The sequence below is a fragment of the Gardnerella sp. CCPDSM genome, assembly GCF_056754715.1.
Window position 1 is genome coordinate 1 of the sequence record NZ_JBQEQO010000003.1, and the last position, 26,264, is coordinate 26,264.

The following is a 26,264-nucleotide window of genomic DNA, read 5'->3' on the forward strand; positions in this document are numbered from 1 at the left end:
CAAACGCGAGAAAAGTTGCCCACGTTTGGAGCGCAACACAGGCAATAACCCTCCAAACGCGAGAAAAGTTGCCCACGTTTGGAGCGCAACACAGGCAATAACCCTCCAAACGCGAGAAAAGTTGCGCGCGTTTGTGGTTAAATTCATGGATTATGAAGCATCGCCTTCGCCTTGCGCGCGATCTTTGCCGTAAATCGACGGAATAAAACGCTCCTGATCGTGAAGCTTTTCCCAAATTACAGGCGGATTGCTTGGATTTTCCAAAGATTTCGGCACGTCAATAATTCGCTGATTACTAGAGCCGCGGAATTGCAAAAGCGAATCATGCAAATCCTTCATATAGCGGCCGTCAACAAGAATATCAATATATTGCAGAAGCTCAAGCTTATCCGGAGTCTCCCCCGGCCGCATAAGCTCTTCCCAAGTGTAGCCAGTCCAACTCCAAATATCTTTTGTATTGCCAAACTCTTTGCGAATACGCTTACACAAAGGCAGCAAAATACCTGTGTTAAGCAGTGGTTCGCCACCAAGAAGCGTTAAACCTTGCACATAAGGCTCCGCCAAATCTTCCATAATTTGATCTTCAAGCTTTTGGGTATAAGGGTGACCTGCGCGAAAATCCCAAATCGACTCGTTATAGCATTCAACGCAATGGAACGGGCAGCCGGAAACGTAAAGCGAGCAACGAATACCCTCACCGTCAGTCATCAAAAAGCGCTTATAGTCGGCAACCATTCCCTGGCTCATGCGATCACTCGACCACTGACCGGCGCGCGGATTATTAGAAAGAGAGGTTGGAATCCACGGCCCGCGATTCGCGTCATTCGGCGCAAAATCATGCAAAGTAATGCGTGCCATACCCACCTCCTTAAAACTAATAATCTGCTGGAACTAAATAATCTGCTAACTAATAATCTAAAGTAACTTGCGCAAATAAAGTAATCTATACAAATAAAATAACTTGCGCAAATAAAATAATCTGCACAAATAAAATAAATCCAGCCGCTAGAAAGTGCAATCACAAAACGCAATCAACATTCTAACGGCCAGATTATCACCTAAAAATAAACACAATAAGCGCTATTTATTTATAAGGATTGCTTAAGTTGCTTAAGTTACTTAAGTTACTTAGTTTCCTCATACCATTCGCGAGATTCACCATTATCCAGCGTCACGTGACCAGTTTCGCCAGACATGTGCTTTACGCGATGAGCAATTTCCTCGTGACGGCCGTGAACCATTGGACGCTGAACAGGATTGCCCAAGTAGCCGCAAGTGCGCTTCGTAACATTGCACTTATCCGGATCACTATTGCCGCACTCAGGGCAACGGAAACCTTCCTTAGTCGGCTCAAAATCGCCCTGGAAACCGCAAACGAAGCAGTGATCAATAGGAGTATTCGTACCCAAGTAGCCGATGCCAATCTTATAAGCGTAATCCCACACGGCTTCCAAAGCCTTAGGATTCGCCTGCAAGCAAGGGAACTCGCAGTAGTTAATAAAGCCGCCGGAAGCAAGATACGGGAAGTCAACCTCGTAACGAAGCTTCTCCATAGGGGTTGGCTGCAACCAAACCGGGTAATGGAAGGAGTTGGTGTAGAAGTCGTGATCGGTAACGCCTTCAATGCGGCCGAACTTCTGACGATCCATGCGGTTAAAGCGGTCAGTCAAAGACTCAGCAGGAGTTGAGTAAACGGAATAGTGGTAGCCTTCCGCCTTCGACCACTGCTGGCAAAGCTTATTCATGCGGCGCACCAAAGAAAGCGCAAACTGCTTACCATCCTCATTCCAGCTGTGATCCTTCATCCAATCCTTACCAAAGAACACTGCAGTAGTTTCGTACAAGCCAATGTAACCAAGCGAAACTGTAGCGCGCTCGTTACGGAACAGCTGATCAACGCTTTCATTAGCTTCCAAACGGCCAAAAGCACCGTAGCGGAACAACGTTGGAGCGTTCACAGGAGTTGCCTGCTTGCAACGCATAATGCGGAATCGCAAAGCCTGGTGAGCAACTTCCATACGCTCGTCGAAAAGCTTCCAGAAGCGAGTCACATCGCCGTGAGATTCAAGAGCAATACGCGGCATGTTAACAGTTACAACGCCAAGATTCATGCGGCCGTCTTCAACATCTTTGCCAGTCTTTGGATCAATCCAACCCTGAAGGAAGGAACGGCAACCCATAGGAGCCTTAAAGGAGCCGGTAATCTTAACAATATTCTCGTAGAACACAACATCCGGATACATGCGCTTAGTAGAGCACTCAAGCGCAAGCTGCTTCAAATCGTAATTCGGATCGCCTGGGTCCGCATTTACACCGTGCTTAATAGTAAACACAAGCTTAGGGAAGATAGCAGTATGACGATCCTTGCCGAGGCCGCGAATACGATTAAGCAAAATAGCGCGCTGAATTTCGCGAGCAAACCAAGACGTACCCAAGCCAAAACCAACTGTTACGAACGGAGTCTGACCGTTAGAAACACGGTTGGAATTAATTTGGTATTCCATAGTTTGCATAGCATCGTAAATAGCTTTACGCGTCATAATCTTCGCGTAAATCTCACGAATTTGATCAAGCTCACTCAAATTCTCGTCAAAAGGAGTATCAGCAGGAAGCGGATCCCTGTCGGAGCAGTGAAGATTCTTAGGCTCCTGCGCCTTCAGGCCATCAATCATATCTTTTGCGACTTGAATTGGCGTGGAATCAGGAATCATTGCGTGTGCCATAGCAAGATTCTTGTCATAATCGCACTTAGCGTAACGCTCAAGCATTTCATCAGTGCGATTAACCGTCTGTCCGCCGTACTGCGCGCCAGCAATATCCTTAATAATCTGCGTAACCTGAGTTGCAGCAGTGCCAATAGACTTCGGGCTGTCCATCATTGCGTTACCAAGCGCAAAACCCTTAGCAAGCATGTCGCCAAAATCAGGAAGAGAACAGTTGCTCATGCAAGTAAATGGCGAATAATCAGCGTCGTGGAAGTGAATATCGCCCTTCATATGCGCGTTAGAAACTGCGTGAGGAAGCATAGAGAACGCGGAAGCCTTGGAAACAGCGCCTGCAAGAAGATCGCGCTGAGTTGCGTAAACATTGGAATCTTTATTTGCGTTTTCGCGCACAAGCGTTTCGTCACGATTTACGAGGCGATTCACAGCTTCGTTAATATCGGTAGCTTTCGCGCGATCGATGTCGCGGTTCAAACGGTAGCTCGTGTAGCAGCGAGCAACCTCATAAAGATGATTTTCAATAAGACCGTGCTCAACAAGCGTTTGGATATCCTCGATTTTTGCAGGGCCATTGTAACGATCTTGAATTTCGGCTTCAATATGATCCGAAATATTGCGAATCATCTGCTCTTCTTGCGGACCGACTTCCTTGCCCAAATCCTTAAAAGCAGCCTTAATAGCCATAATGATATTCAGCGGATCAAAATCAACTACGCGACCATCACGCTTCTCGACCTGCACGCGGGAAACTGGAGCTTCAGCAACACTATTATCCATGCTAAATTCCATGCTAACTTCTGCGCTTTTGACATCAGTTTCTTCCAAAACCTGCATCAGTACAGACCTTTCTCCAATACCGTTCCTTCTCGCAATTCTCTCGTTGCAAACGTGGGAACTACTTCTAACAACCTGCTCTACTATAGTCCAACTCATGCCCAATATCTAGGGCAAAGTGCAAAGATGACCAACTATATGTAGTGATTTATGTCACATGCGCGATTTTTGAGGCGTGTCCTGGTGTGTCGTAATTGATAAGCAATAAGGAACTGATGTAAGTGCAATACACGCCGTTGCGGGCGCGCACTTCGTGGCGCTTTGATATATTGAGTCACGTGGAACAGATAGCTTTTCAGCATGCACAGGAATTCGGATTCCAGCCAGGTGACATTGTTCAACAATGGCTCTGGGACGATGATGTTGACGAAACAATTTGTGAAAGCATCGAGAAACTCACCGGCGAAGAACTGGTGGACGAGGACTACGATGCTGCTGTTGATGGCGTGATTATTTGGTGGCGCGACGGCGACGACGAAGACGAGCTTGCAGACACCATTATGGACGCCACAAATATGCTTGACGACGATGCGCCTATGTGGGTTCTTACTCCAAAGCCAGGGCGCGAAGGTTCCCCAAGTTCTAGCACCGTGCAATCAGCCGCTAAAACCGCAGGCATGAACGCCGCAACGCCTTTAACTGTAAGCACAGATTGGAATGGCGTTCAGTTGCGTGCATTTGGCAAGGGCCAAAGCAAGTAAGCACGTAAGCAAGTAAAGCGGCGACAGTTTCTTTACGCACATGTAAAGTAATTGTCCGCATTTAGCGAGATTGCGTTATTTTTTATACACGCACGTATAGTAATAATCACTTTCGCGCTTCCATGGAACATTTGCCGGAGATTTTCCTCGGTTTTGTGTACTTAGGTTGAGTGTAAGTACACAAAAGCGCGCTGGCCATTCTTCAGACACTAGTGCAGTACGGTTCTGCGTGAGTGTCTCATTTCGCTTGTTTTGAGACACTAGTGCAGTACGGTTCTGCGTGAGGGTCTCATTTCGCTTGTTTTGAGACACTGGTGCAGTACGCTTACTGCACCAGGGACTCTGGTTGGTGATTATCGGACACTGGTGCAGTTGGCGTACTGCGCTAAGGTCGGAAGATGTGCGAAATGAGGCTCTAATGCAGTAACCAATCTGCGCGCGAGTCTCTGCTAGTCTGTTTTGACTACATTTGCCGGAAAATTCCCGGCAAATGTAGCTACTTTCGCGGTGCCTGTTCGCGCTCCACACGATTACTGCGCTCACTGCGATTGCGATCTCTTCCGCCGCGATTACTGCGCTCACTGCGCTCGCGACTTCTTCCGCCGTGCCCGTGCCCGCGCCCGTGCCCGCGTCCACGTCCGCGCCCCTTGCGCTTCTGCTGCTCAGGCTCCGGCATACTCCACCCTTCCTGAAGCTCCGCAGCCTCCCCCACAATTTCGCGCAAAATCGGCGAAGCAGGATTCACATCCTCCGCCTTCGCATGAATTCCAGCTCTACGAAGCATCATATGCGCAGCTCGCTTTTGGTTCGGCAGCACTAGAGTTACCACGTCACCTTCTTCGCCTGCGCGAGCGGTACGACCCGAACGGTGCAAGAACGACTTTGGATCCTCCGGCGGCTCCGTTTGCACAACCAGCGCAACGTCACTAATATCAATGCCTCGCGCCGCCACATCCGTAGCAACAAGCACGCGAACCAAGCCTTCCGCAAATACTGCCAAATGCCGATCGCGCTGATTTTGCGACAAATTACCTTGCAAATCAACTGCAGGAATGCCCTGTTGCACGAACTTTTTCGCCATATTCTTCGCCTGATACTTTGTGCGCGTAAAGAATATGGAGCGCTTGCACCCAGAAGCAAGAGTTCGCAAAACCTCGTACTTATCTCCAGCAGACACTGCAAAAATGTGATGCGTCATAGTGTCAACTTGCGAATCCGCATCATCTACCGCATGAACAACTGCATCTGGAAGGAATCGATTTACAAGAGTAGAAACTTGCTTATCAAGCGTTGCAGAAAACAGCATTCGCTGCCCGTCCGGCGCCACCTGCTCAAGAAGTCGCGTCACAGCTGGCAAAAAGCCCATGTCTGCCATTTCGTCAGCCTCGTCAAGAACGCTTACCATCACCTTTTCAAGAGTCAACGCACCCTGGCGAAGCAAATCTTCCAAACGACCCGGGCAAGCAAGCACAATTTGCGCACCCTGCTTAAGCTGCGATACCTGACGCTGGTATCGCACGCCGCCGTACACTGTTACAGTTTTCATGCCGTAAGCGGCAGCAAGAGGGGCGATTACGTCGTCAATTTGGTGCACAAGCTCGCGAGTTGGCGCAAGAATCATTGCGCGAGGAGCCGGAATATCGCCACTTTCGTTTTGGTTACGCTTTTTGCCGGTTTTAATTAAATCGACGAAATTTTCCGCCAAACGCGCAACCAGCGGAATCGAAAATGCTAAAGTTTTTCCGCTTCCAGTGCGACCACGCCCAAGAATATTCGCGCCGCGCAAGGAATCCGGAAGCGTGGCCTGCTGAATTGGGAAGGCTGTGGTTTTGCCATCCGCGCGCAACACTTCCACAAGCGGTTCCTGCACACCGAGTTGCGCAAAAGTTACGTCGTCTTCGTAATTTTCGCGAGAATCTACTGCGGAATCCGGAATTATTACTGAATTTTGAGAAGATTTATCGTTTTTAGCGAAATCTTTCTTAGTATTTTCTTGATTTGCGAAATCTTTTTTAGCGAAATCTTTCTTAGCAAAATCTTTCTTACTATTTTCTTTCCTACTATTTTCTTTATTAGCGAAATCCTGCTCAGCGTCGCGAATTGCCGTCTCCTCGTAGCGCAAAGCTTTCTGACGCGCCTTTTCACGCGCCTTTTCTGCCTTACGATTGCGCTCTCTGCGCGCATTAAATTCGTGATTAGAGGAATGATTAGAAGAGTGATTATAGGCGTTATTAGATCCGCTCTTTACTCCGTGATTCTTATGATTCCCTTGATATTCAAATGGATTGCGCTTTTTTGCGGACTTCTTTGCGCTACTATTTTTCATATTATTTGCGATAGTAGTCTTCGCATTTTTTGCGCTGTTTTTTGCGCTGTTTTTTGCGCTGTTTTTTGCGATAGTAGATTTAGTATTCTTCGCGCCTCGCTTTTGATGAGACGCAGCATTATGAGTATGCGGCACAATAGCCTTTCGTAAAAGATGTGTATTCAAAACTTAAATTTCAAACCGTGAACTAACTGAGCCTAGCACAAGCGCCGCACAATCAAATAACAATCCCCAAGAACTCGCGCCACATTAAGGAAACTCGCGCCACACCAAAGCAAAAAAGCGCGCAAGCTCACCAAAGCGAGCAAGCGCGCAAAACTAAAACTACCGCTAACTATCGCGTAAGCTTACGATGCAAACGATGCGGACGAGCAGCTTCCTCACCTAAGCGCGCAATCTTATTTTCTTCGTACGCTTGGAAGTTTCCTTCGAACCAGTACCACTTCGCAGGATTCTCGTCATCACCTTCCCAAGCAAGAATATGCGTTGCAACGCGGTCAAGGAACCAGCGATCGTGCGAAACCACAACAGCGCAGCCTGGGAATTCAATCAGAGCATTTTCCAAGCTTTCCAAAGTCTCAACGTCCAAATCGTTAGTAGGCTCATCGAGAAGCAGCAAGTTTCCGCCCTGCTTAAGCGTCAAAGCCAAGTTCAAACGGTTTCGCTCGCCGCCGGAAAGCACTCCCGTAAGCTTTTGCTGATCCGAACCCTTAAAACCAAAGCTTGCAACGTATGCTCGCGTCGGAATTTCAACTCCTGCAACCTCAATATAATCGAGTCCGCCGGAAACAGCTTCCCACAAGTTCTTGTTTGGATCCAAGCCTGCACGATTCTGGTCAACGTAAGAAATCTTTACAGTGTCGCCAACAATAAGCTCGCCGCCAGAAAGCGGTTCCAAGCCCACAATCGTCTTGAAAAGCGTTGACTTACCAACACCGTTCGGGCCAATCACGCCAACAATACCGTTACGCGGCAACGTAAACGACAAGTCGTCGATCAGCACGCGGTCGCCAAAAGCCTTGTGAATATGCTTTGCTTCCAAAACTTGCGAACCCAAGCGTGGACCTGCTGGAATCTGAATTTCGGAAAAGTCGAGCTTCTTGGAATTGCGTGCTTCCTGCTCCATCTGGTCGTAACGCTCCAAACGCGCCTTGTTCTTTGCTTGGCGAGCCTTCGGCGAACTGCGCACCCAGTCGAGTTCATTCTTCAAACGCTTAGCAAGCTTGGCATCCTTAGCGCCCTGAATTTCCATACGCTTGGCTTTGGTTTCCAAGTACGTGGAATAGTTGCCCTTGTATGGGTAAAGCTGGCCGCGGTCAACTTCGCAAATCCACTCTGCAACGTTGTCCATAAAGTAACGATCGTGCGTTACGGCAATAACAGCGCCTTCATACTTGTGTAGGAACTGTTCCAACCACAAAATAGATTCCGCATCCAAGTGGTTCGTAGGCTCGTCCAAAAGAAGCAAGTCTGGTGCTTCAAGCAAAAGCTTGCACAATGCCACTCGACGCCTCTCACCGCCTGAGCACACGGAAACAGGAGAATCCGGATCCGGGCACTGCAAAGCATCCATTGCTTGCTCAAGTTGCGAATCCAAATCCCATCCGTTTGCTGCATCAATTTCGGTTTGCAGCTTGCCCATTTCTTCCATTAAGGCATCAAAATCAGCGTCAGGATTTGCCATTTCTTCGCCGATTTGGTTAAAACGCGCCACTTTTTGCGCAATTTCACCAAAAGCCATTTTAATATTTTCGCCAACCGTCTTAGTTTCGTCCAGCGGCGGCTCCTGCTGCAAAATACCTACAGTATAGCCAGGAGTAAGAGAAGCCTCACCATTCGTAACATTCTCCAGTCCTGCCATAATTTTCAGCAGCGTCGACTTGCCCATGCCGTTCGGTCCAACAACGCCGATTTTTGCGCCCGGCAGGAAGCTTAAAGTAACGTCGTCGAGAATTACGCGGTCTCCGTAAGACTTACGCGCTTTAATCATCTGATAGATAAATTCAGCCAAAGTAATATACCATCCTTAAAACGTTGAAATTCCAGCGTTTATTCAATAAATCTACTAAATCTACTAAATCTACTAAATCTACTTTCGATTCGCTTTATATTTGCTTTCGATTATCTTTCGATTCGTAAATTAGCAAGTTGCTGCTTCGTAAATTAGCAAGTTGCGGTAGTGCGATTTGCTTTATTAGCTGCAGCTTCAGGACCATCTTCCGGAGGCAACTGGCAGAACCACTCGCCCAAAATGCCAACAAGCATATCTACAAAGCACACAAAACCTGCGATAGCGCATTCTCGAATCACAGAACTATAAAGCGTTATTTCACTATGCGGCAAACTCATTAACAATTGACCAACATACCATCCGCATAAAATAGCGCCCGCCATTCCCAAAGACTTCGACAGCATAAGAGCAGCCACAGCAAATTGCGGATTAAGACGCTTATTATTCTTCTTCTTAGCTTTATCGCTTACGCTTTGACGCGTCTGCCAAGCCATAACAAACGTCACGATTCCAGCAATCACCATTATTGCCACAACAACCCACGGCGCTCCAGCCAAAGACATTGCGCTAGACTCAGTTGATGATACCAAAAACGCACCCAGTACAAAGCCAAATAAAAGTCCAAGTACCAGATACCACCAAGGTGTGCGATACGCTTTCATTAGTAATCATCCCCTATAAGCCACTTCTCTGAGTATACGCCAACGGTTTGAGTATCCATAGACAACGCTAGCGAATACGAAACTGGACTTTTATCCAAAGCCGCATCGGACTCAATTTGCATCCATGGCATAAGCTCTGGTGTTTTAGGATTCACCATCACCATTTTTGCCATTTCCTGCGGTAATCCTTCTGTATCAATTGTTCTAGTTTCAGTTGCAGGCGCGTTATATGAACGCACTCCAAACACTCGCACTGTAACTTCATCTCTATGCAAAGAAGAAACAGCACGAACGAAACTTAACAATTCATACTCGTCGCCGCTAGAAGACAGGGTAAGTACAGCCGTGTAGTAGTCGCCGTCAAGCTCATTATCAACATATAATGCCGACACGCCTTCAACACGAGAGTCTCTATCCTGCTCAAGCATTGCAACTGTTCTCAGCATAGCAGAACGCGTACTATCTTTGGCAACACCCTTCATTGCAACGACTCCAATTGTTTTCATTGGAAGCGGGCATATGCCAAAAAGTGGCGAATTGCTTTCGTTTTTAACAAGATCGGTACAGCGTTTTGTGCCGTCTTCATATTTTGCACTATCTGCAGTATCTTCACTATTACCGTCATCACCGACAGCACCGGAATTTAGATTATCGTCAGCTGCAGCGTTTGCTATATAAATAGCAGCTTGTGCAGCGGCAGCAGCTTCCTCGTCTTCCCTGCGCTGTTTTTCTTGCCTATTTTCCTCAATAAGCGAACGATAAAAGTCTGCGAGTTCACCTTCCGCATCTTCGTCAATAACTATGTCGCCACTTCGGAATGCAGCTCGAGCAGCCGGTTCCGGAATTGCAGTAGGCTCTTCAAAATTATTATTAGAAACACGATGCAAGCTCAAAGACACGTCGTCCACATTGCTTTGTAAACCGTAATAATCGCTTCTTAAAGAAGCATGAACCGTAATATCGGCTTCCAAAATCTGCCACGTTCGCATTACTGAGTCCGCAACAGAATTCGCAATAAGCTCAAGCGCAATAGTTGGATGATCTATAATCTCATCGTCTTTTTCGCATCGGCGAAGCATAAAAGCAAGTCGATCCGAAATTTGCGGAATATCGATTGCGCCAGTTTCATTGCCGTTTAATGCCCTATCTAAATTTAGTTTTAGACTCACGTCAATGAATATGTTGTAGTAAAGTCCTATAACTACATCTTCACCTTTAGGCCGAATGCCGGATATACGCACTGTATCCATGTCTTCTCCTGTTCTCCGTAGCCTAACAGCATAACCGTAAGCTTATTTGCGATTTGAATAGATACTACTACTACCACTACCAATAATTGCTTCTTTTTTATATATAACAATAAACGCTGATAACAAAAAGTATTGCTATCAGCGTTTATTAGATTATTTTATTAGATTATTCTTGCGTTTCAGCAGCTTGCGTTTCGGCAGCAGACTCAGCTCCAGCAGCAGCTTGCGTTTCTGCAGCCTCAGTCTTACCAGCCTCCGTCTTGCCAGCCACGTTTCGCTTTAAACTTTCCGGAATTTCAACAGGCGGAATATTAGAATCCGGACGCTGATCGTTAGAAAGCCAAAGAGTACGCTCCGGAGCTTTTCGAATCTTACTAAAGATTTCCTTAAGCTCCTTCTCGTTAAGCGTTTCTTTTTCAAGCAACTGACGAACAAGCTCATCTAATACGTCGCGATTATTGTTAATAATCTCCCACGCTTCAGTATGAGCAGTTTCAATAAGCTTATGAACTTCATCGTCAATTACTTCAGCAGTACGATTCGAGAACTTGCGCGGTTGCAAAGAATCAAGTGAACCGGAAGAATCGTCGTCTGCATCCATCCACTTAACAGCGCCAAGCTTTGCAGAGAAACCAAATTCAACAACCATCTTTCGAGCAATAGCCGTAGCTTTTTCAATATCGTTAGAAGCACCGGTTGTTGGATCGTGGAACACCACTTCTTCAGCAGTACGACCGCCCATAGCATAAGCCATTTGATCAAGCAATTCGTTACGAGACTGAGAGTAGCGATCCGTAGTTGGCATCACTGCAGTGTAGCCGAGTGCGTGTCCGCGAGGCAAAATCGTCACCTTAGTAACAGGATCCGTATTATGCAAAGCTGCAGCAACCAAAGCGTGACCACCCTCGTGGTAAGCGGTATTGCGCAACTCGTCCAAAGCCATGCCCTTAGACTTTCTGCGAGGACCTGCTTGCACGCGATCAATAGCCTCATCAATAGCGCGGTTATCAATATATTGCGCGCCTGAACGAGCGCAAAGCAAAGCAGCTTCGTTAAGTACGTTAGCCAAATCAGCACCCGTAAAACCAGGAGTGCGCACAGCAACCATATGAAGATCAACGTCTGGAACGAAAGGCTTGCCCTTTGCGTGAACCTTCAAAATTGCCTCGCGGCCTTCCAAATCAGGAGCTTCAACAGCAACTTGCCTATCAAAACGACCCGGGCGCAAAAGTGCAGAATCAAGCACATCTGGACGGTTAGTTGCAGCAATAATAATCAAATTAGTATCGTTGTCGAAACCATCCATTTCCACAAGAAGCTGATTAAGCGTCTGCTCGCGCTCATCGTGACCACCAGTCATGCCACTTCCGCGACGACGACCAACAGCATCAATCTCATCAATAAAGATGATTGCAGGAGCATTCTTCTTAGCTTCGTCAAAAAGCTCACGAACACGGGAAGCACCAAGGCCAACGAACATCTCAACGAAGTCCGAACCAGCCATTGCGTAGAATGGTACGCCAGCTTCGCCAGCAATTGCGCGAGCAAGTAACGTTTTACCGGTTCCTGGAGGGCCGTAAAGAAGCACGCCTCGAGGAATACGCGCACCCAAAGCCTTGTATCGAGAAGGATCCTTTAAGAAGTCCTTAATTTCTTCAACTTCTTCCACAGCAGCCTGCTCGCCAGCAACATCAGCAAACTTAGTCTTAGGCGTTTGGCCTTCCAAAAGCTTTCCTCGTCCGCGGCCGCCGCCCATGCCAAGCATGCTACCGCCAGCGCCGCCAATACGACTAAACATGAACCAAATCATGCCAAGGAAGAATAATATTGGCACAAGCGAAGTAATAAGATACGAGAAAATACCTTGAGATTGCAAGCTTGCAGTCCAACCATTTGCAGGCTTAGCTTTCTCAACTTCCTGCACAACAGATTTACCTTGAGCCAATGTGTAGTAGAATTGCACATCTTTGCCAAAGTCACGATCCTGCTTATTGCGCTTATCGTACTTCTTAAACGGAGCATCAAGCGTAAGCTTAACCAACTGCTTATTGTCAATAATTTCCGCGTAGTTTGCTTTATGCGAATTCAGCAGCTCAAAACCATCTTGAGTATCGATAGTTTGTGCGCCACCACGCGCAAACATTTGGAATCCAACAACAGCAAGCAGCACGATTAGCACAATCCACGTCCATGGCGACTGCCAGAACTGGCGGCGCGAACCGTTATTGTTGTTTTCGCTATTGTTATTTTTATTATTCTTGCCTTGATTGCCGTTATTTTGAGAATTCCTAGGGTTTCGCGGATTAAGGAACGGATTGTTACCGTTGTTTCCGCGCCCAGAACCGCCCATCGGGCCGTTAGGCATCATAGGAGAAGCGCCCATGTAATAAGGCTCCTTTCAAACTCCCTATATAAAAATTCTTAATATTTTTAATAAGTTTTAGTAAGAATTTTGTAATTAATTAAGCGCCATACACGGATGGTTTTAGAACCGCAATGCTGTTTAAATTGCGGTAACGCTCATCGTAGTCCATTCCGAAACCGACTACGAATGCGTCAGGAATTTCAAATCCCGAATAGTCGATTTGCACTTCTACTTCGCGTCGTGCTGGCTTACTTAGTAAAGCAAAAACTTTTACACTGTTAGCTCCGCGGCTTTTAAGCTCATCCACTAACCAAGCCAATGTGCGACCTGAGTCAACAATATCCTCAACAATCAGCACGTCACGCCCACGCACGTCAGTACTTAAATCTTCACGAACCTTAATCTGCCCGCTTGTTTGAGTGCCACTGCCGTAGCTTGACAAGCTCATAAAGTCCATTGGAGCGTTGATGCTAAGTTCTTGCGAAAATACTGCGAGAGTATTAACAGCTCCCTTAAGAACAGCAACAAGCAAAATATTACTGTTTTTGTAATCTTCGCTCACTTGCTTGGCAACTTCACGAATACGCTTCATAAGGTCTTCGTGAGTGATTAATTCATAGTCGATGTCATCTCGTATATCTGCAATTTGCATGTTCACTATCTTTGCATAAACGAATGACGATATACTTGGCGCGCCTTGACGCCTCGTAATGGTTTGGAAGAGAAAAAGGCTTCTGCCCGTGCCAATTTGTGCAAAGTTCGTCAATTGCTTGTACATGACTAGACGAGAAACGCAGACAAAGCGCTGTTAATGCTCTTGCTATTATCCTCCGGCGAATCGCAGGATGATATTGCTCTAATTTTTTTGCTTCTAAGCTTACGATTTGCTCATTTTCGTCAATAATAGTTACTTTTGAATAAGCTTCGTCAACTTTTGAATTAATATAATCAAGATCATCTTGCGCAAGTTTTGCACCTTTAGAAAGTAAAGTCACCATATTTGCTTTTAAAAAGTGCGAAAGGTACGGCATAAGCGTGTGGCGAATTCTAGAGCGCAAAGGGTAATTTTCGCAAAGCTCTTGCGTTTTTGAAATATTATCGCCATTCGTAGGATCATCCCACCATGCGATTCCCAAATCTTCGCAAATTCCTGTTGTGTCTTCTCGAGTAAGTTCAATAAGAGGCCGCGCAAAACGCACGTTTTGACGTTGCGTAATTGCTTTCATTCCAGCAACTGCTTCTAATCCTGCTGAATCTTTTAATCCCATAAGCACGGTTTCTGCTTGATCGTTCGCCGTGTGAGCTAGTAAAACTACTGCTGCTTTATTAGCATTTGCAACTTTTATAATCGCCTCGTATCTTGCACTTCGAGCCGCAGACTCCTCACCTTCGCCTGAATCTTTAACATTCACTGATTCAAGGTACACATATTTGCGATCCACTCCAACTTGAACGCAACGGTTTGCAGCTTCTTTGGCGATTTCTGTTGAATGCGCTTGCATGTGATGATCCACGATTACAACTGCACAACGAAGACCTCGAGACGCACAAACAATAGCACTAAGCGCTGTAAGAGCAAGCGAATCTCTGCCTCCAGAGCATGCAACCAAAACTAGCGGCGCATTCTCATTCGCTTCATGATTGCCATGTTCTAAAAAGCAAGAATCTTGTTCAAATAATTGCAATTCGTCAAAACAGCGTTTTATTGCTCCAATACCTGCGCGCATGCGAGATGAGTAAACCATATCGTCTAGTTTAGCGCTATTAGTAGCAGAAAATAACCAAGCAAAAAATAACCAAGCAAAATATTAGAGGTTTGGAAGCTGAGCCATGAATTTGTTAATCGCAACGAAGGCTCCCCAAAAATCGTGTGGCTGATTTGCAACAACAGCGAAAGTTAAAACGCCGCCGCTTTTTCGAGATACATTTCCAGACATGGAACTTACTTCGCTTAAGGAACCGGTTTTTACGCGCAAAAGTCCTGCTGCAGACTCATCTGCCAAACGCTTTCGAGAAGTACCAACTAAGCCCGGCAAGGACAATCCTTCAGAAGAAGCAGCTCCCCCAGAATCTGCCTTAATATTTAGCACTTGAACTTCTGCCAAAGTTGTAACAAGAACATGAGATTTTGGAGATAATCCCGAGCAATCAGACATATGCAATCCGCGAGTGCTGATTTTAAGCTTATGCAAGCCTTCTTCTACCGCTTGAACCGCGCCTTCCGGAGAATTGCTTTTATGAGCCGCAATAGCAGTTAAACGACCAAATTCTTCCGCTAAAGTGTTATCTGAAAGTCGAAGCATATAAGACATAACTTCATTAAGAGGCGCTGAAGAAACTTGCGCAAGAAGACGCGAATTTTTGGATATTAGCGTGCGCGTCTCGCTTACTTCAATTTCAGGATTTTGAGAATCTTCCGACTTATTTTTATTTTTGGAATTTTTGCCGCTATCCGAGGAATTTTCAGTAGAATTTTCCGCTTTTTTATCTGTTTTATCGGAATAATTTCGTACTTTAATTCCTTGCTTAATAAGCAGCCTTGCAAAGACTTGGCCTACGCTTAAAGCAGGATGAGGATCCGAAAGCGGAAAATCTGTTATTGCATCGGCATCAATACCAAGAATTTGAAGATTACGCTGGCGAGCGTCGTCAATAGCCATAGATGAAGTTTCGGCATAAAAACGTCGCTCAGTATCCGTTTCGTAAACGAGAGCAGGAGCGCGCTTTGCACCAAAAAGCGAATCATCAAGCGAAAGAGAAACTTCGTGAATATTATCGAGTTTTAAGGCGGATGCAGTTCTTTTAGCTAAAGTTGTTAAACCAGCCCTACCGTTTACGTGAGACCAATCGTTTTCACCAACGCCAAGAAGCATATCACCATTGCCACGAAGCACAATTTTACGTAAGTTTGAGCCGGACTTTGAGCCGGAAGATTGCTCAGAATTTTTAGCTGATTTAGGCTGCAAAAATACTTGAGTATCAAGAGTTGAACCCATATCCAAAGTTCTTGAAGCAACTGCTGCAGTTAGGGTTTTAAGAGTTGACGCAGGTTCTCGAGGAGTATTCGCTTCGTGAGAAGCAATCACACTTCCATTAGCATCCATGATTACTACAGAAGTATTATCACTTATTGAAGGATCGGCAATTAAAGCGTCAATAAGCTTCTGAGATTGCTCGCGATTAATTGGCTTTCCGTAAGACGCACCTTTTGCTAAAGATTGCGCACGCAATAAAGCGCGAGGAGAAGACACGACAGTTGATTTGTGTTGCAAGCGCAAAGTTAGAGGACCTGGCAAAATATCGCATACGTCAAGCGAAACATAAGTAGCCATAATCACAAGGCTAAGTATTGCAGCCAAACTTGCAATAAGAAAACGCCAACGAGATGGATACTGGCTTCTTAAAACCATAGCAGCGTATTTGCTTGGTTTTTTAGAATCGATTGATTTTAGGGAATCGACTGGTTCTATGAAATCGCTCGATTTTGGTGTGCTTGCATTAGGAGTATTTAAGGCATCGTTTGAGCCTTTACTACTTTCCATGCGAGCACACCTTTAAATCGATTGCAAATACCGCGCTTAACTATACATTGCGCTTGCAACAAAGCGTGCGTAAGTTACGCAGTAATAGACGAGAATCTGCGCAAGTTTTCTACAATGCGAATCATGCGCTTATCCATTACTTTGCCGCCAAGAATTACGCCAACAGCCAGCACAATCAATCCGTTTACTACAAACAGAATGCTTGCAATCCACAGCAGTTGCGGCGCAAGAATCATAAACGCAATAACTGCAGCAATAGACGGAATCATGCATACTGCAGAAAGAAGCGAAAAACCTATTGGAGCAAAAGATCTAGCGCCTGCAGAACCTTGCGGCCTAGAAAATGGCTTTTCGATTGACGCTACAGGGTACATTGCAACGCACGAAGAAATTAAGCCAATGCCTATGGTCGCAAAAGCTACTCCAATTGGAGAAAGAGTTTGGAACATAACTGCATTCACATTTTGCTTAACATTTGCTACGAAGAAAAGGAAAACGTAAACCCCTATTCCAAGAATTGCAAAGTACACAGCGCAAAGCACGGACCAAACTATTGCATGCGCTAATCGATCGTGCAAACCTTTTACGCCAATAATCGCGTGCATAGTAAAAGCTGTGCCATCGTATGCAATATTGTTTCCAACAACCATGCCTATGAGCAAAGCAGCATACATCATCCAGTTAGAAACGCCTAATCCATCTGCCATGCCCTTAAAGCCTCTGCCACCAAAGCCACTTGCAGTTGAAACAAACAGCATAAAAAGCGGCATAAGAAGCAAAAACAGTTGACGCATATCTCCTCTCATAACGCTAACAATTCGAGCAATAATCGCACCGACTGTGTTGTCTGGAACTGCTGCAAATAAGCCAATTCCCTTAGTTTTAACAACTGTTTTTTGCTCTCCGCGAAGCAACTTTGGCTCTAACTTTGCGCAGAACACAGAGATTGCAAAGCAAACAGCAATCGTTACAACGCAAATAAAGAAGCGAATAACAAGCGCAAACCAATTGCCATTAATAGCGTCAAGCGGCAAAGCGATAGCCGCACTTAATGGCGTAAAAGCGGACGCAGCACAAAAACCGAAGCCAAACACAATTCCGCTTGGATTTTTGTTACCAATATTCACAGTGGCAACAAAAATCATATACGCTATAAAAATAGCAAAGTAAAAAATGTTTCTTGAATGCTTGTTTATTAAAATAGTATCCAAAAGCTCAATAAGCATTTTGCTTAAAGACACGATTGTTACAACGTAAAGCGGAGCTGCAATTACGCTGACTAAAACTGGCACAATTCCAAAGCTTCTGTACGCTAAAGACCACAAAGCAAGCGCGATTGTGCAGCTTATTGAAAATGCTCCAAAAAGAGAGCCAAGAAGCATGCCAGCTTGCTGCTTTACGTAAGGAATGCCGTAAAGCGCAAAACTGCGCGATTTTAGTGTTGTGTCGCTGCCTAACATAAACAGGTTCATAAACAGCGTAAAAATTGACACAATCGACATAACCATTATTGGAGCAAGTTGGAATTCCTGCCAATTTTTAGTATCTGCAATCATTCCTGGACCAATGTACTTGCCAGTTTGCCAGCCAGCAAAACCAAGAGCGCATATAAGCGCAAGTCCAAAAACAATAACTATACCAAAGCCAATTTTTTGCCAATTCGACTTTCGCATAACAGAAAAAGTAAGCGCCCAGCGAAGGCGAACCATTGTAAAAATCATAGACATGATTACTTACCACCTTTCGTTACGCGTTGTAATTACTTGCGATTGGTGTTTCGCTATTGCCACCGTTAAGCCAGTCGATGCGCGCAGCAGCGTGACGTCCGCCAACAAGCTCCAGGAATCGATCTTCAAGATCCTTGCCCTGAGCCACCTCTTCAAGAGTGCCAGAAGCTGCAACATGACCTTCGTTAATAATCGCCACGTGCGAGCACATTTTTTCAACCAATTCCATAACATGCGAAGAAATAATCACCGTGCCGCCAGTAGAAACATACTCGGCGAGAATATCCTTCAAATTTGCGCTAGAAACAGGATCAACCGCCTCAAAAGGCTCGTCCAACACAAGCACGCGAGGGCTGTGAATCATTGCTGTTGCAAGGCAAATCTTCTTAGTCATACCAGTTGAATAGTCAGAAACCATAGTGTTTGCAGCTTCTGTTAAGTCGAAAGCAGAAAGCAAGTCGTTTGCGCGCTTTACGGATTCTGCGCGGCTCATCTCGCGAAGCATGCCAGCGTATGTTAAAAGCTGAAGGCCCGTAATCGTCTTAAAAATCTCGTCTGCTTGAGGCATTAAACCGATTGCGCGCTTAGCGCTATTTACGTCACTCCAAACATCGTTGCCAAAAATCGAAGCCGAGCCAGCATCTGGCATAAGCAAGCCCGTAAGCATTTTAATCGTAGTAGTTTTGCCAGCACCATTAGGGCCTACTAATCCATAGAAGGATCCTGCTGGAATATCTAGCGAAAGATTATCTACAGCAACTTTCTTGCCAAAAGTCTTAACAAATCCGCGAATAGAAACCGCTGGAACTTCTTCGCTGTCAGCGGCGTAAGTGTTTGCGCCAAAAACTGGAACAGAATCTACCATATAAACCTCGCAACATACAGATAAACGCACGTATTGCGCCACTTTAATTGCGCAATTGCACGTTTACACCAGGGCTTCTATTATCTCATACCCGCAATTGTTCAGCAAGCCTCCCACCTTGCTGCCGCACACACCACACCAAATCAGTGACCGGTGTGCTGAATCGGCTTCCACTCACTTTTGGAGAAAATAGCTTGGAACGCAATAGGCACGTACGAAAGCATAAAAATCGGGAAGCTAAGAGCGTACGCAAATAGCTCCTTATTCGTGGCCCCAAGTTTATCGTGCTCAACTAAAATCGTAAGCGACACGAACACCATCATTCCAAAAACGCTTGTAACAGTAGTGGTTATGAGGTTTAGCGAGGACTCAATTTGGCTAGTCCACGTTACGAATCCGAAGGCAGCGAACACGAATCCTAAAATTAATCGCACAATCGCCAACACCATGAACGGGCAAAGCATAAGCGTAAAGTCCACGGACGAAAAATCGCGTTCTCGAATACCGTGGCGTATAAGAGCGGCTCCGTAGTAGCGGAATACTTGCAAAAAGCCTTTACTCCAGCGAAGTCGCTGCCTCCAACTTTGCCTGAACGACACTGGCTGCTCGTCGTAAAGCACTGCCGAGCCGCAGTAACCAACTTTGTCGCCATGCAAAATCGAATCCATTGTAAACTCAAGGTCTTCGGTAAGAAGATGGAATTTCCAGCCGCGATTTCTGTGCATAATTTCGCGCGAGAACATAAAGCCGGTTCCGCCTGCGTGGCAGCTTGAGCCGAAAAGCATGCGCGAATTGTTAGTAAAGCGCGACTCTCGAATAAACCAAAGCGCAGATCCGGAAGAAACCCAGTTGTCGGAAAGATTTACGGAATTTCGGTAGCTGGTTAAGATTTGGTATCCTGCGTGGAAACCTTTGTTCATCTCCTCAAAATAGTGAGGATCAAGCTTATTGTCCGCGTCAAAAACGAAGTAAGCGTCGTAAATCTTATCCGCGCCGATTTTCATAATATGGTCAAGCAAATAGCTGAGCGCGAAACCCTTGCCAATATGCTCTTTATCGAATCGCTCGATTACGTTGCATCCGGCATCTCGCCCAACTTTGGCGGTTGAATCAGTGCAATTGTCGGCCACAAGCCAAATGTCAATAAGATTTTCATCGTATGTTTGCGTGCGAATGCAATGAATAAGATTCCCAATAACTGCTTCCTCGTTACGCGCAGAAATCAGCACTGCGTAATGCTTATCCATTGGCGCGTCCGGGAAAACAATAGGCTTAGCAAATAGCGACGCAACAGCGCACACACCCTGATACACGACGCTGCTTATGCCAATAATTATTACTAGTACGTCAAATATTGATAGAAAAATCATTGCTTCCAACCGCTCCGTGGGTTATTTTTTACGCTTTTTTCTTTATTTTTCGAAGAAATATCTTTATTTACTTTATCTAATACTTCGCGCGAAATTGGCATTGTTTCTAACACGTCAATCTGATCCGAATCAGAAGAAGTTGCGTTGTCGCTATTTGCGTCTTCTGAATCAGATACATACGCTTGCTTATACCAATATAAAATATCCTCATTCATAGAGACGCGCGAACTTGTGCCTTTCATAACGCGCTGCACGCTGTCGCTAACAGGCTTCATAAAGTTACGTCCTATTGCGTCAACAGACTTCACAATAATCGAAGTATGCTCAGGCTTTGGATCTCCCATAAGCGGTGAGGAAACCAAATGATACTGTTTAGTGCAAACTTTAAAAATCGCTTGCAAACTTGCAGTAACCGGCAAAGCCAAAAACGCTCCTAAAGCACCAAACACAGCACCCATTATCAAAACTGAAAGAAATGCTACAGCAGGATTCAAATCCATAGTTTTTTCGGAAATTTTAGGAGAAATAACCATATTTTCAATCTGCTGGTAGATTGTGATGAAAATTAATGTTGCAACCGCTGCGCCAAAACCATTCGAACCCCATGCGAATAAAATCGGCAACGCTCCACCAAGATAAGTTCCAACAGTTGGCACAAATTGCGAAACGATTCCGCAGAACAAAGAAAGTGGCAGCCAGTACGGAATATTCATAATTATGAGGAATATTGCGGTTCCAATGGCGTTAATAGCAGCTAAAATAATGCGCGAAAACAGGAAGCTAGAAATCTGCTCTTGCACAACCGACCAAATAAATAGGAAGCGGCGCTGAGATTGAGGATTCATCCAGCGGCACATGCTTCTGCGCATTGCAGGGCCGGCTGCGGAAATATAGTACGTAACCATAAGAATTGTGAGCATATCAAGCAAAACAGCTAACAAACCCCAAGTAGTATTCAAAGCTTGACCGGCAAAATCCACAACCCAAGACGTTTGCACATGCTTTAGAATTTCCATTCCAAGCTGCTCAATATTTGGCATTCTAAAGCCTGTGGAGCGAAGCACGAAACCTGCAAATTGATGGTATAAATCAGGCAAACCCATAACCATGGAAACAGCCTGCTGCGCAAACAGATTGCCAAAAAGCGCAAGCAATAATCCAATAACAACAAGTAAAGCTGTTAGTGTAAAGCCGGAAGCGACGCCTCTCCTCCAGCCGTGCTTAATTAATCTCACAACAAGAGGTTCCATTGCGAGCGCAATAAAAATAGAAATCACAACATCGAAAACAATGAAGGAAATACTGCTCCACGCAAACCATAAGAAAATAGACACAAAAGCAACAATTGCCACATAAATAAGCGCGCGTCCAAGCCAATCAGGCGGTCGTCTGTCGTCGCCTTTTGCAGGGAAAAGCGAGGCTAAATCTAGCTTATTTCCATTCTCCGCATTGTGTTCATGCATTGAAGATTCATGCATTTCTTGCTCCTGATACGTCATGGTTTCTATTGTACTTGCGCGAACTGATGAACCGCATTTACGGCATGTAGCGAAACGGAATTTACGTAACGTAACGAAACGGAATTTACGTAACGTAACGGCACTGCATTTACGTCACGTAACGGCACGTAACATAAAAACAGCAACATGTAACACAAACGTAACGAGATAGTCGAGTCGCTGAAATCCAAAATTGACTACAAAGTTCTAAACTCGTTAGTGAGATTTTAAGAAAGGAATGGTGGCCATGACCACTTTGCAAACGAAAGAAGATGCCGCAGCCCTTATTGAAAAGGAAGGCATTGAGTACGTTTCTGTACGATTTACTGATTTAATTGGCGTTCAACAACACTTTACTGTACCAGCTGACGAATTCTTACACAGCGCATTCACCGACGGCATGGCATTCGACGGCTCCTCAATGCAAGGCTTCCAGGCTATTAACGAATCCGATATGAAGCTTATTCCGGATGTTGATACCGCCTACATTGACCCATTCCGTAAGCATAAGACGCTGAATGTGGCTTTCTCTATTGTTGATCCTGTAACCGATGAGCCTTATTCTCGCGACCCTCGTCAGGTAGCTATTAAGGCTGAGGCTTATTTGAAGTCCACCGGTATTGCAGATACCGCAAGCTTTGCTCCAGAAGCTGAGTTCTTTATTTTCGACAAGGTGCGTTTTGCAAACGACATGCAGCGTTCCTTCTACGAGGTTGATTCTAACGAGGCTCCTTGGAATTCCGGCATTGATACCGAGGATGACGGCAGCAATAATATTGGTTTTAAGAATCGCGTAAAGCACGGCTACTTCCCTGTGCCTCCTGTTGATCATAATCAGGATTTGCGCGACGACATGGTTTACAATTTGCAAAAAGTTGGTTTGATTCTTGAGCGCTCTCACCATGAGGTTGGCGGCGCAGGTCAGCAGGAAATCAACTATCGTTACAATACGCTTGTTCATGCTGGCGACGATTTGATGAAGTACAAGTATGTGGTTCATGAGACTGCTGCTTTGGCTGGTAAGGCTGCAACCTTTATGCCTAAGCCAATTGCTGGCGATAACGGCACTGGCATGCACTGCCATCAGTCTCTTTGGAAGGACGGCAAGCCACTGTTCTATGCGGAAACCGGTTACGCTCAGCTTTCCGACATTGCGCGTTGGTATATTGGCGGCTTGATTAAGCATGCTTCTTCTGTGCTTGCTTTTACTAATCCTTCGCTTAACTCTTACCATCGCTTGGTGCCAGGCTACGAAGCTCCTGTGAACTTGGTTTACTCTGCACGCAACCGTTCTGCAGCTATTCGTATTCCTCTTGCTGGTGCGGAACCTGCTGCTAAGCGTATTGAGTTCCGCGCTCCGGATCCTTCTTGCAACCCATTCTTGGCATTCTCCGCTCAGCTTATGGCTGGCTTGGATGGCGTTATGAATCACATTGAGCCTCCTGCTCCTGTTGACAAGGATTTGTACGAGCTTCCTCCAGAGGAGCATGAGGGAATTAAGCAGGTTCCGTCTTCGCTTGGTGAAGCTTTGCAAGCTTTGGAAGAGGATCACGACTTCCTTATGCAAGGCGATGTGTTTACAAGCGATTTGATTGAAACTTGGCTGAATTTGAAGCATGAGGAAATGGATATGGCTCGCTTGGCTCCAACGCCACTCGAGTATGAGCTTTACTTCCACATCTGATTTGTAAGCTAAGCTAATCTAATCTAAGCTAAGCTAACGAAAAAGCCGGCCCTACGATTTCGCGGGGTCGGCTTTTTTATTACTCGCGCAAACACGAGACAACACGCGCGTTTTTGTGGACTTACGCAACTCTTAAGTCCACAAAACCGAGGAACTATGCGCGCTTTTGTGTACTTACGCACACCGCAACGCTCGCGCTATAAGTGCTCGCTTACGAAACTCGCGTTGAAAGCACACTGTGCTTTCAACCTAAGCGAGTTTCCGCTCCGAGTTGCTTTCGCGCGCTAAATCGCAGCGCTCAAGCAGGTCGTCGCGCTGCACGAATGTCTCATTCTGCCAATCTTCCGACCGTAACGCAGTAAGCGTTCTGCACGAAAGTCTCATTCCGACGGTCTTCCGACCGTAACGCAGTAAGCAATCTGCACGAAAGTCTCATTCCGCCAATCTTCAGACACGCGCGCAGTAAGCAATCTGCACGAGCGCCTCATTCCGCCGATCTTCCGACCGTAACGCAGTAAGCGTTCTGCACCAGTGTCCGAAAATCGCCTATTTTTGCGCTCAAGCAGATTTTTGCGTTAGCTGCTTATTCTTTAGCACGTACTTTACGTCAGCTTGAGACGCAACTTTCGAATCATGAGTAACTACAATCACACATTTGCCGTGTTTGCTAGCAAGATTCTTTAATATTGTAATAACTTCTTTAGTCGTAGCAGGGTCAAGGCTTCCTGTAGGCTCATCCGCTAAAATTACCGGCGCAGAAGATACCAAGGCTCGCCCAATTGCAACACGCTGCTGCTGTCCGCCGGAAAGTTGCGTAATATTGCGATTTATTTCTTCCTCAGTCAACCCAAGATCTAATAGCACTTGAGCATCCGCGCGCGAATTTACTAATCGCAAATTTTCTAACGGCGTCAAATAGTCAATAAGATTAAAATTTTGGAAAACAAGCGAGATATGCTTTTTGCGATGCTCACAATATCCTGTTTTCGCAATATTTTCACCGTTAAAAAGCACTTCGCCACTATACGGAGTATCTAATCCAGCTAAAAGCGAAAGCATAGTGGACTTTCCGGCTCCAGAAGCTCCCATAATACTGTACATTTTGCCAGTTTCGAACTCTGCATTCACGTCATTTAGTACCGCAATATTTGCAGGTCCGTAAGTGTACTTCACATTTTTTAATTGCAATAAAGCCGACATAATAAGCTCCTTATTTTTACATAATTTAAATATGATTTATACGATTTGATTCATTTATGAGATTCGCTTCATTTATACGATTACGCTAGTTGCGATTGTGCTTCTGCTAACTCATAGCGCTTAGTATTTGCCGCGGCTTCTTTATTAAGATTGGCAGCACTGCAACAATCAACGCAACTATTGAAATAAGCAAGCCCATAACAAAAGCAGTAAACGTTTGCGCCAATGGCAATGCCGTAACGCCGTCCGCAATAAATGAAGAATCTGCACTACGCAAAATCGCAGAACCAATAACGCCAGAAAAAGCAGCACCCAATCCCAGCGAAATAACGAATGACACAATGTTAAGTATCACTATTTCAACAAGCAATTGGCTAACTATTACTGCTTTCGACAATCCAATAGACATAAGTACGCCAATCTCGTGCATACGCGCTCTAACCCAGAACACTAATACAAGCCCAAGCACTAAAACGCCAACAAAACTTAGCGCAACAAAAATCATTCGCACAAGTTGTTGCACAGAATTAACTGAGTTTATTACACCAGATAATTGCGAAGCATTCTGCTCTACATCCGCCCACTTTCCGGCAATAGTTTTAGCCTGCCGTATTGCATTAGCTAATAAATCAGAACGCTCAACAACACAGCGCAGAACACCTCGCTTAGCAGAGCCAGCCAAAGACAACGCCGAACTTAAGTCAGTAAATATGCGATTTTCTGAAGTATCCGAAGGAAGAGCTCCCTTAGTTTGCAATTTGCCGGCAAAAATACCAACAACACTAACTTTTACATTAAACCCTTGCTTAAGAGTTATAGTAGAGCCAATCTTAAGATTATTTTTCTTAGCAAAATCGCGATGCACTATTGCGCTACCCGCAGAACGATTAGTAATATGCTCACCCTGCTCTAAACGGTACAATCCTTCTTGAAAACCTTGAGATAATCGAGAATCCGTTGTGCCAGTAATTCCAGCAGCATGAGCCAAAACATCATCGTCTAGTCGAGGGCCTTGCGAAGGAAGCAAAATTTGCTTTCCAACAGGCGTAGCTAAAACATCGCGCTCCTCCACTACAGTTTTTACGCCCGAAATCGCAGCAAATTTACGAATTTGACTAGAGCTAATTCCTTCATTCGCGTCCAAATCTTGCGGAATTGCGGAATTAGGTACTTTAGTATCGGAATTAGTAGAAGAATTAGTAGAAGAATTAGTACCGGAATTAGAATTTGCATTCATTCGCTCTGGAAGAGTTTCACCGCGCGTTTTTGCTCGTACAGTAAAACCTAAACCAATACTGGATTGAAGATGATTCCTAGCATCCTCAACAGAAGCACTAATACCAGCTTGCGAAACTAGCGCGCTTAAAACAAGAGTCATAATCAGCACAATTATTGCGTTGCGTCGAGGCTTGCGAAATATTGCAAGCCACGCTCTAGAGCATAAAGAGATTAGATCAACACTCATAATCACTCCCAATAAACCTTTATAAACTTGATAAACTTTG

General features: G+C 45.3%; 18 protein-coding genes. 2 read left to right on the top strand and 16 right to left on the bottom strand.

Annotation, left to right across the window (positions count from 1 at the left end):
• Nucleotides 1-150 precede the first annotated feature (150 nt).
• Both nrdG and nrdD read right to left on the bottom strand, forming a co-directional pair.
• Nucleotides 151-858, bottom strand: a complete 708-nt coding sequence (nrdG, locus tag ACTJLE_RS02270) for an anaerobic ribonucleoside-triphosphate reductase activating protein (protein WP_481267271.1) — start codon at nucleotides 856-858, stop codon at nucleotides 151-153.
• 266 nt (nucleotides 859-1,124) lie between these two features.
• Nucleotides 1,125-3,557 (bottom strand): anaerobic ribonucleoside-triphosphate reductase, encoded by a 2,433-nt coding sequence (gene nrdD / locus ACTJLE_RS02275; protein ID WP_481267272.1) that lies wholly within the window; start codon nucleotides 3,555-3,557, stop codon nucleotides 1,125-1,127.
• A gap of 278 nt (nucleotides 3,558-3,835) precedes the next feature.
• Here nrdD and ACTJLE_RS02280 point away from each other — a divergent pair, with 278 nt between their 5' ends.
• The gene (locus ACTJLE_RS02280) at nucleotides 3,836-4,258 is read left to right on the top strand and encodes a DUF3052 domain-containing protein (protein ID WP_116431569.1); all 423 of its coding nucleotides are present in this window, start codon (nucleotides 3,836-3,838) and stop codon (nucleotides 4,256-4,258) included.
• A gap of 496 nt (nucleotides 4,259-4,754) precedes the next feature.
• Here the strand turns inward: ACTJLE_RS02280 and ACTJLE_RS02285 are convergent, their stop codons facing one another.
• The 12 genes from ACTJLE_RS02285 to ACTJLE_RS02340 form a co-directional block, all read right to left on the bottom strand.
• Nucleotides 4,755-6,719: a DEAD/DEAH box helicase gene (locus ACTJLE_RS02285; RefSeq protein WP_481267394.1), complete on the bottom strand. Its 1,965-nt coding sequence runs from the start codon at nucleotides 6,717-6,719 to the stop codon at nucleotides 4,755-4,757.
• A gap of 199 nt (nucleotides 6,720-6,918) precedes the next feature.
• Complete coding sequence (gene ettA / locus ACTJLE_RS02290) at nucleotides 6,919-8,595, bottom strand: energy-dependent translational throttle protein EttA (RefSeq protein ID WP_102694551.1); 1,677 nt, start codon at nucleotides 8,593-8,595, stop codon at nucleotides 6,919-6,921.
• 152 nt (nucleotides 8,596-8,747) lie between these two features.
• Complete coding sequence (locus ACTJLE_RS02295) at nucleotides 8,748-9,257, bottom strand: DUF3180 domain-containing protein (protein WP_481267273.1); 510 nt, start codon at nucleotides 9,255-9,257, stop codon at nucleotides 8,748-8,750.
• Nucleotides 9,257-10,507 (bottom strand): dihydroneopterin aldolase, encoded by a 1,251-nt coding sequence (locus ACTJLE_RS02300; protein WP_481267274.1) that lies wholly within the window; start codon nucleotides 10,505-10,507, stop codon nucleotides 9,257-9,259. Before ACTJLE_RS02300 ends, ACTJLE_RS02295 begins: the two co-directional genes overlap by 1 nt.
• Before the next feature lie 166 nt (nucleotides 10,508-10,673).
• The gene (gene ftsH, locus ACTJLE_RS02305) at nucleotides 10,674-12,890 is read right to left on the bottom strand and encodes an ATP-dependent zinc metalloprotease FtsH (protein WP_481267275.1); all 2,217 of its coding nucleotides are present in this window, start codon (nucleotides 12,888-12,890) and stop codon (nucleotides 10,674-10,676) included.
• A gap of 79 nt (nucleotides 12,891-12,969) precedes the next feature.
• Nucleotides 12,970-13,524, bottom strand: a complete 555-nt coding sequence (gene hpt / locus ACTJLE_RS02310) for a hypoxanthine phosphoribosyltransferase (RefSeq protein WP_119487406.1) — start codon at nucleotides 13,522-13,524, stop codon at nucleotides 12,970-12,972.
• Complete coding sequence (tilS, locus tag ACTJLE_RS02315; RefSeq protein WP_481267276.1) at nucleotides 13,499-14,617, bottom strand: tRNA lysidine(34) synthetase TilS; 1,119 nt, start codon at nucleotides 14,615-14,617, stop codon at nucleotides 13,499-13,501. Before tilS ends, hpt begins: the two co-directional genes overlap by 26 nt.
• A gap of 63 nt (nucleotides 14,618-14,680) precedes the next feature.
• Nucleotides 14,681-16,414, bottom strand: a complete 1,734-nt coding sequence (locus ACTJLE_RS02320) for a D-alanyl-D-alanine carboxypeptidase/D-alanyl-D-alanine-endopeptidase (RefSeq protein ID WP_481267277.1) — start codon at nucleotides 16,412-16,414, stop codon at nucleotides 14,681-14,683.
• 74 nt (nucleotides 16,415-16,488) lie between these two features.
• Nucleotides 16,489-18,141: a hypothetical protein gene (locus ACTJLE_RS02325; protein WP_481267278.1), complete on the bottom strand. Its 1,653-nt coding sequence runs from the start codon at nucleotides 18,139-18,141 to the stop codon at nucleotides 16,489-16,491.
• 19 nt (nucleotides 18,142-18,160) lie between these two features.
• Complete coding sequence (locus tag ACTJLE_RS02330) at nucleotides 18,161-19,006, bottom strand: ABC transporter ATP-binding protein (RefSeq protein WP_481267279.1); 846 nt, start codon at nucleotides 19,004-19,006, stop codon at nucleotides 18,161-18,163.
• Nucleotides 19,007-19,149: 143 nt separating this feature from the next.
• Nucleotides 19,150-20,376: a glycosyltransferase family 2 protein gene (locus tag ACTJLE_RS02335; RefSeq protein ID WP_481267280.1), complete on the bottom strand. Its 1,227-nt coding sequence runs from the start codon at nucleotides 20,374-20,376 to the stop codon at nucleotides 19,150-19,152.
• Entirely contained in the window at nucleotides 20,373-21,875 is a 1,503-nt protein-coding gene (locus ACTJLE_RS02340) for an AI-2E family transporter (protein WP_481267281.1), read from the bottom strand. Before ACTJLE_RS02340 ends, ACTJLE_RS02335 begins: the two co-directional genes overlap by 4 nt.
• 247 nt (nucleotides 21,876-22,122) lie before the next feature.
• Here ACTJLE_RS02340 and glnA point away from each other — a divergent pair, with 247 nt between their 5' ends.
• The gene (gene glnA / locus ACTJLE_RS02345; protein WP_481267282.1) at nucleotides 22,123-23,559 is read left to right on the top strand and encodes a type I glutamate--ammonia ligase; all 1,437 of its coding nucleotides are present in this window, start codon (nucleotides 22,123-22,125) and stop codon (nucleotides 23,557-23,559) included.
• Nucleotides 23,560-24,117: 558 nt separating this feature from the next.
• On the opposite strand, the gene ACTJLE_RS02350 is transcribed toward glnA, so the two are convergent.
• Both ACTJLE_RS02350 and ACTJLE_RS02355 read right to left on the bottom strand, forming a co-directional pair.
• Nucleotides 24,118-24,759, bottom strand: coding sequence for an ABC transporter ATP-binding protein (locus tag ACTJLE_RS02350; RefSeq protein ID WP_481267283.1), 642 nt, complete (start codon nucleotides 24,757-24,759; stop codon nucleotides 24,118-24,120).
• Between the two features lie 106 nt (nucleotides 24,760-24,865).
• On the bottom strand, nucleotides 24,866-26,224 hold the full coding sequence (locus ACTJLE_RS02355; protein ID WP_481267284.1) for an ABC transporter permease: 1,359 nt from the start codon (nucleotides 26,222-26,224) through the stop codon (nucleotides 24,866-24,868).
• Nucleotides 26,225-26,264: the final 40 nt, after the last annotated feature.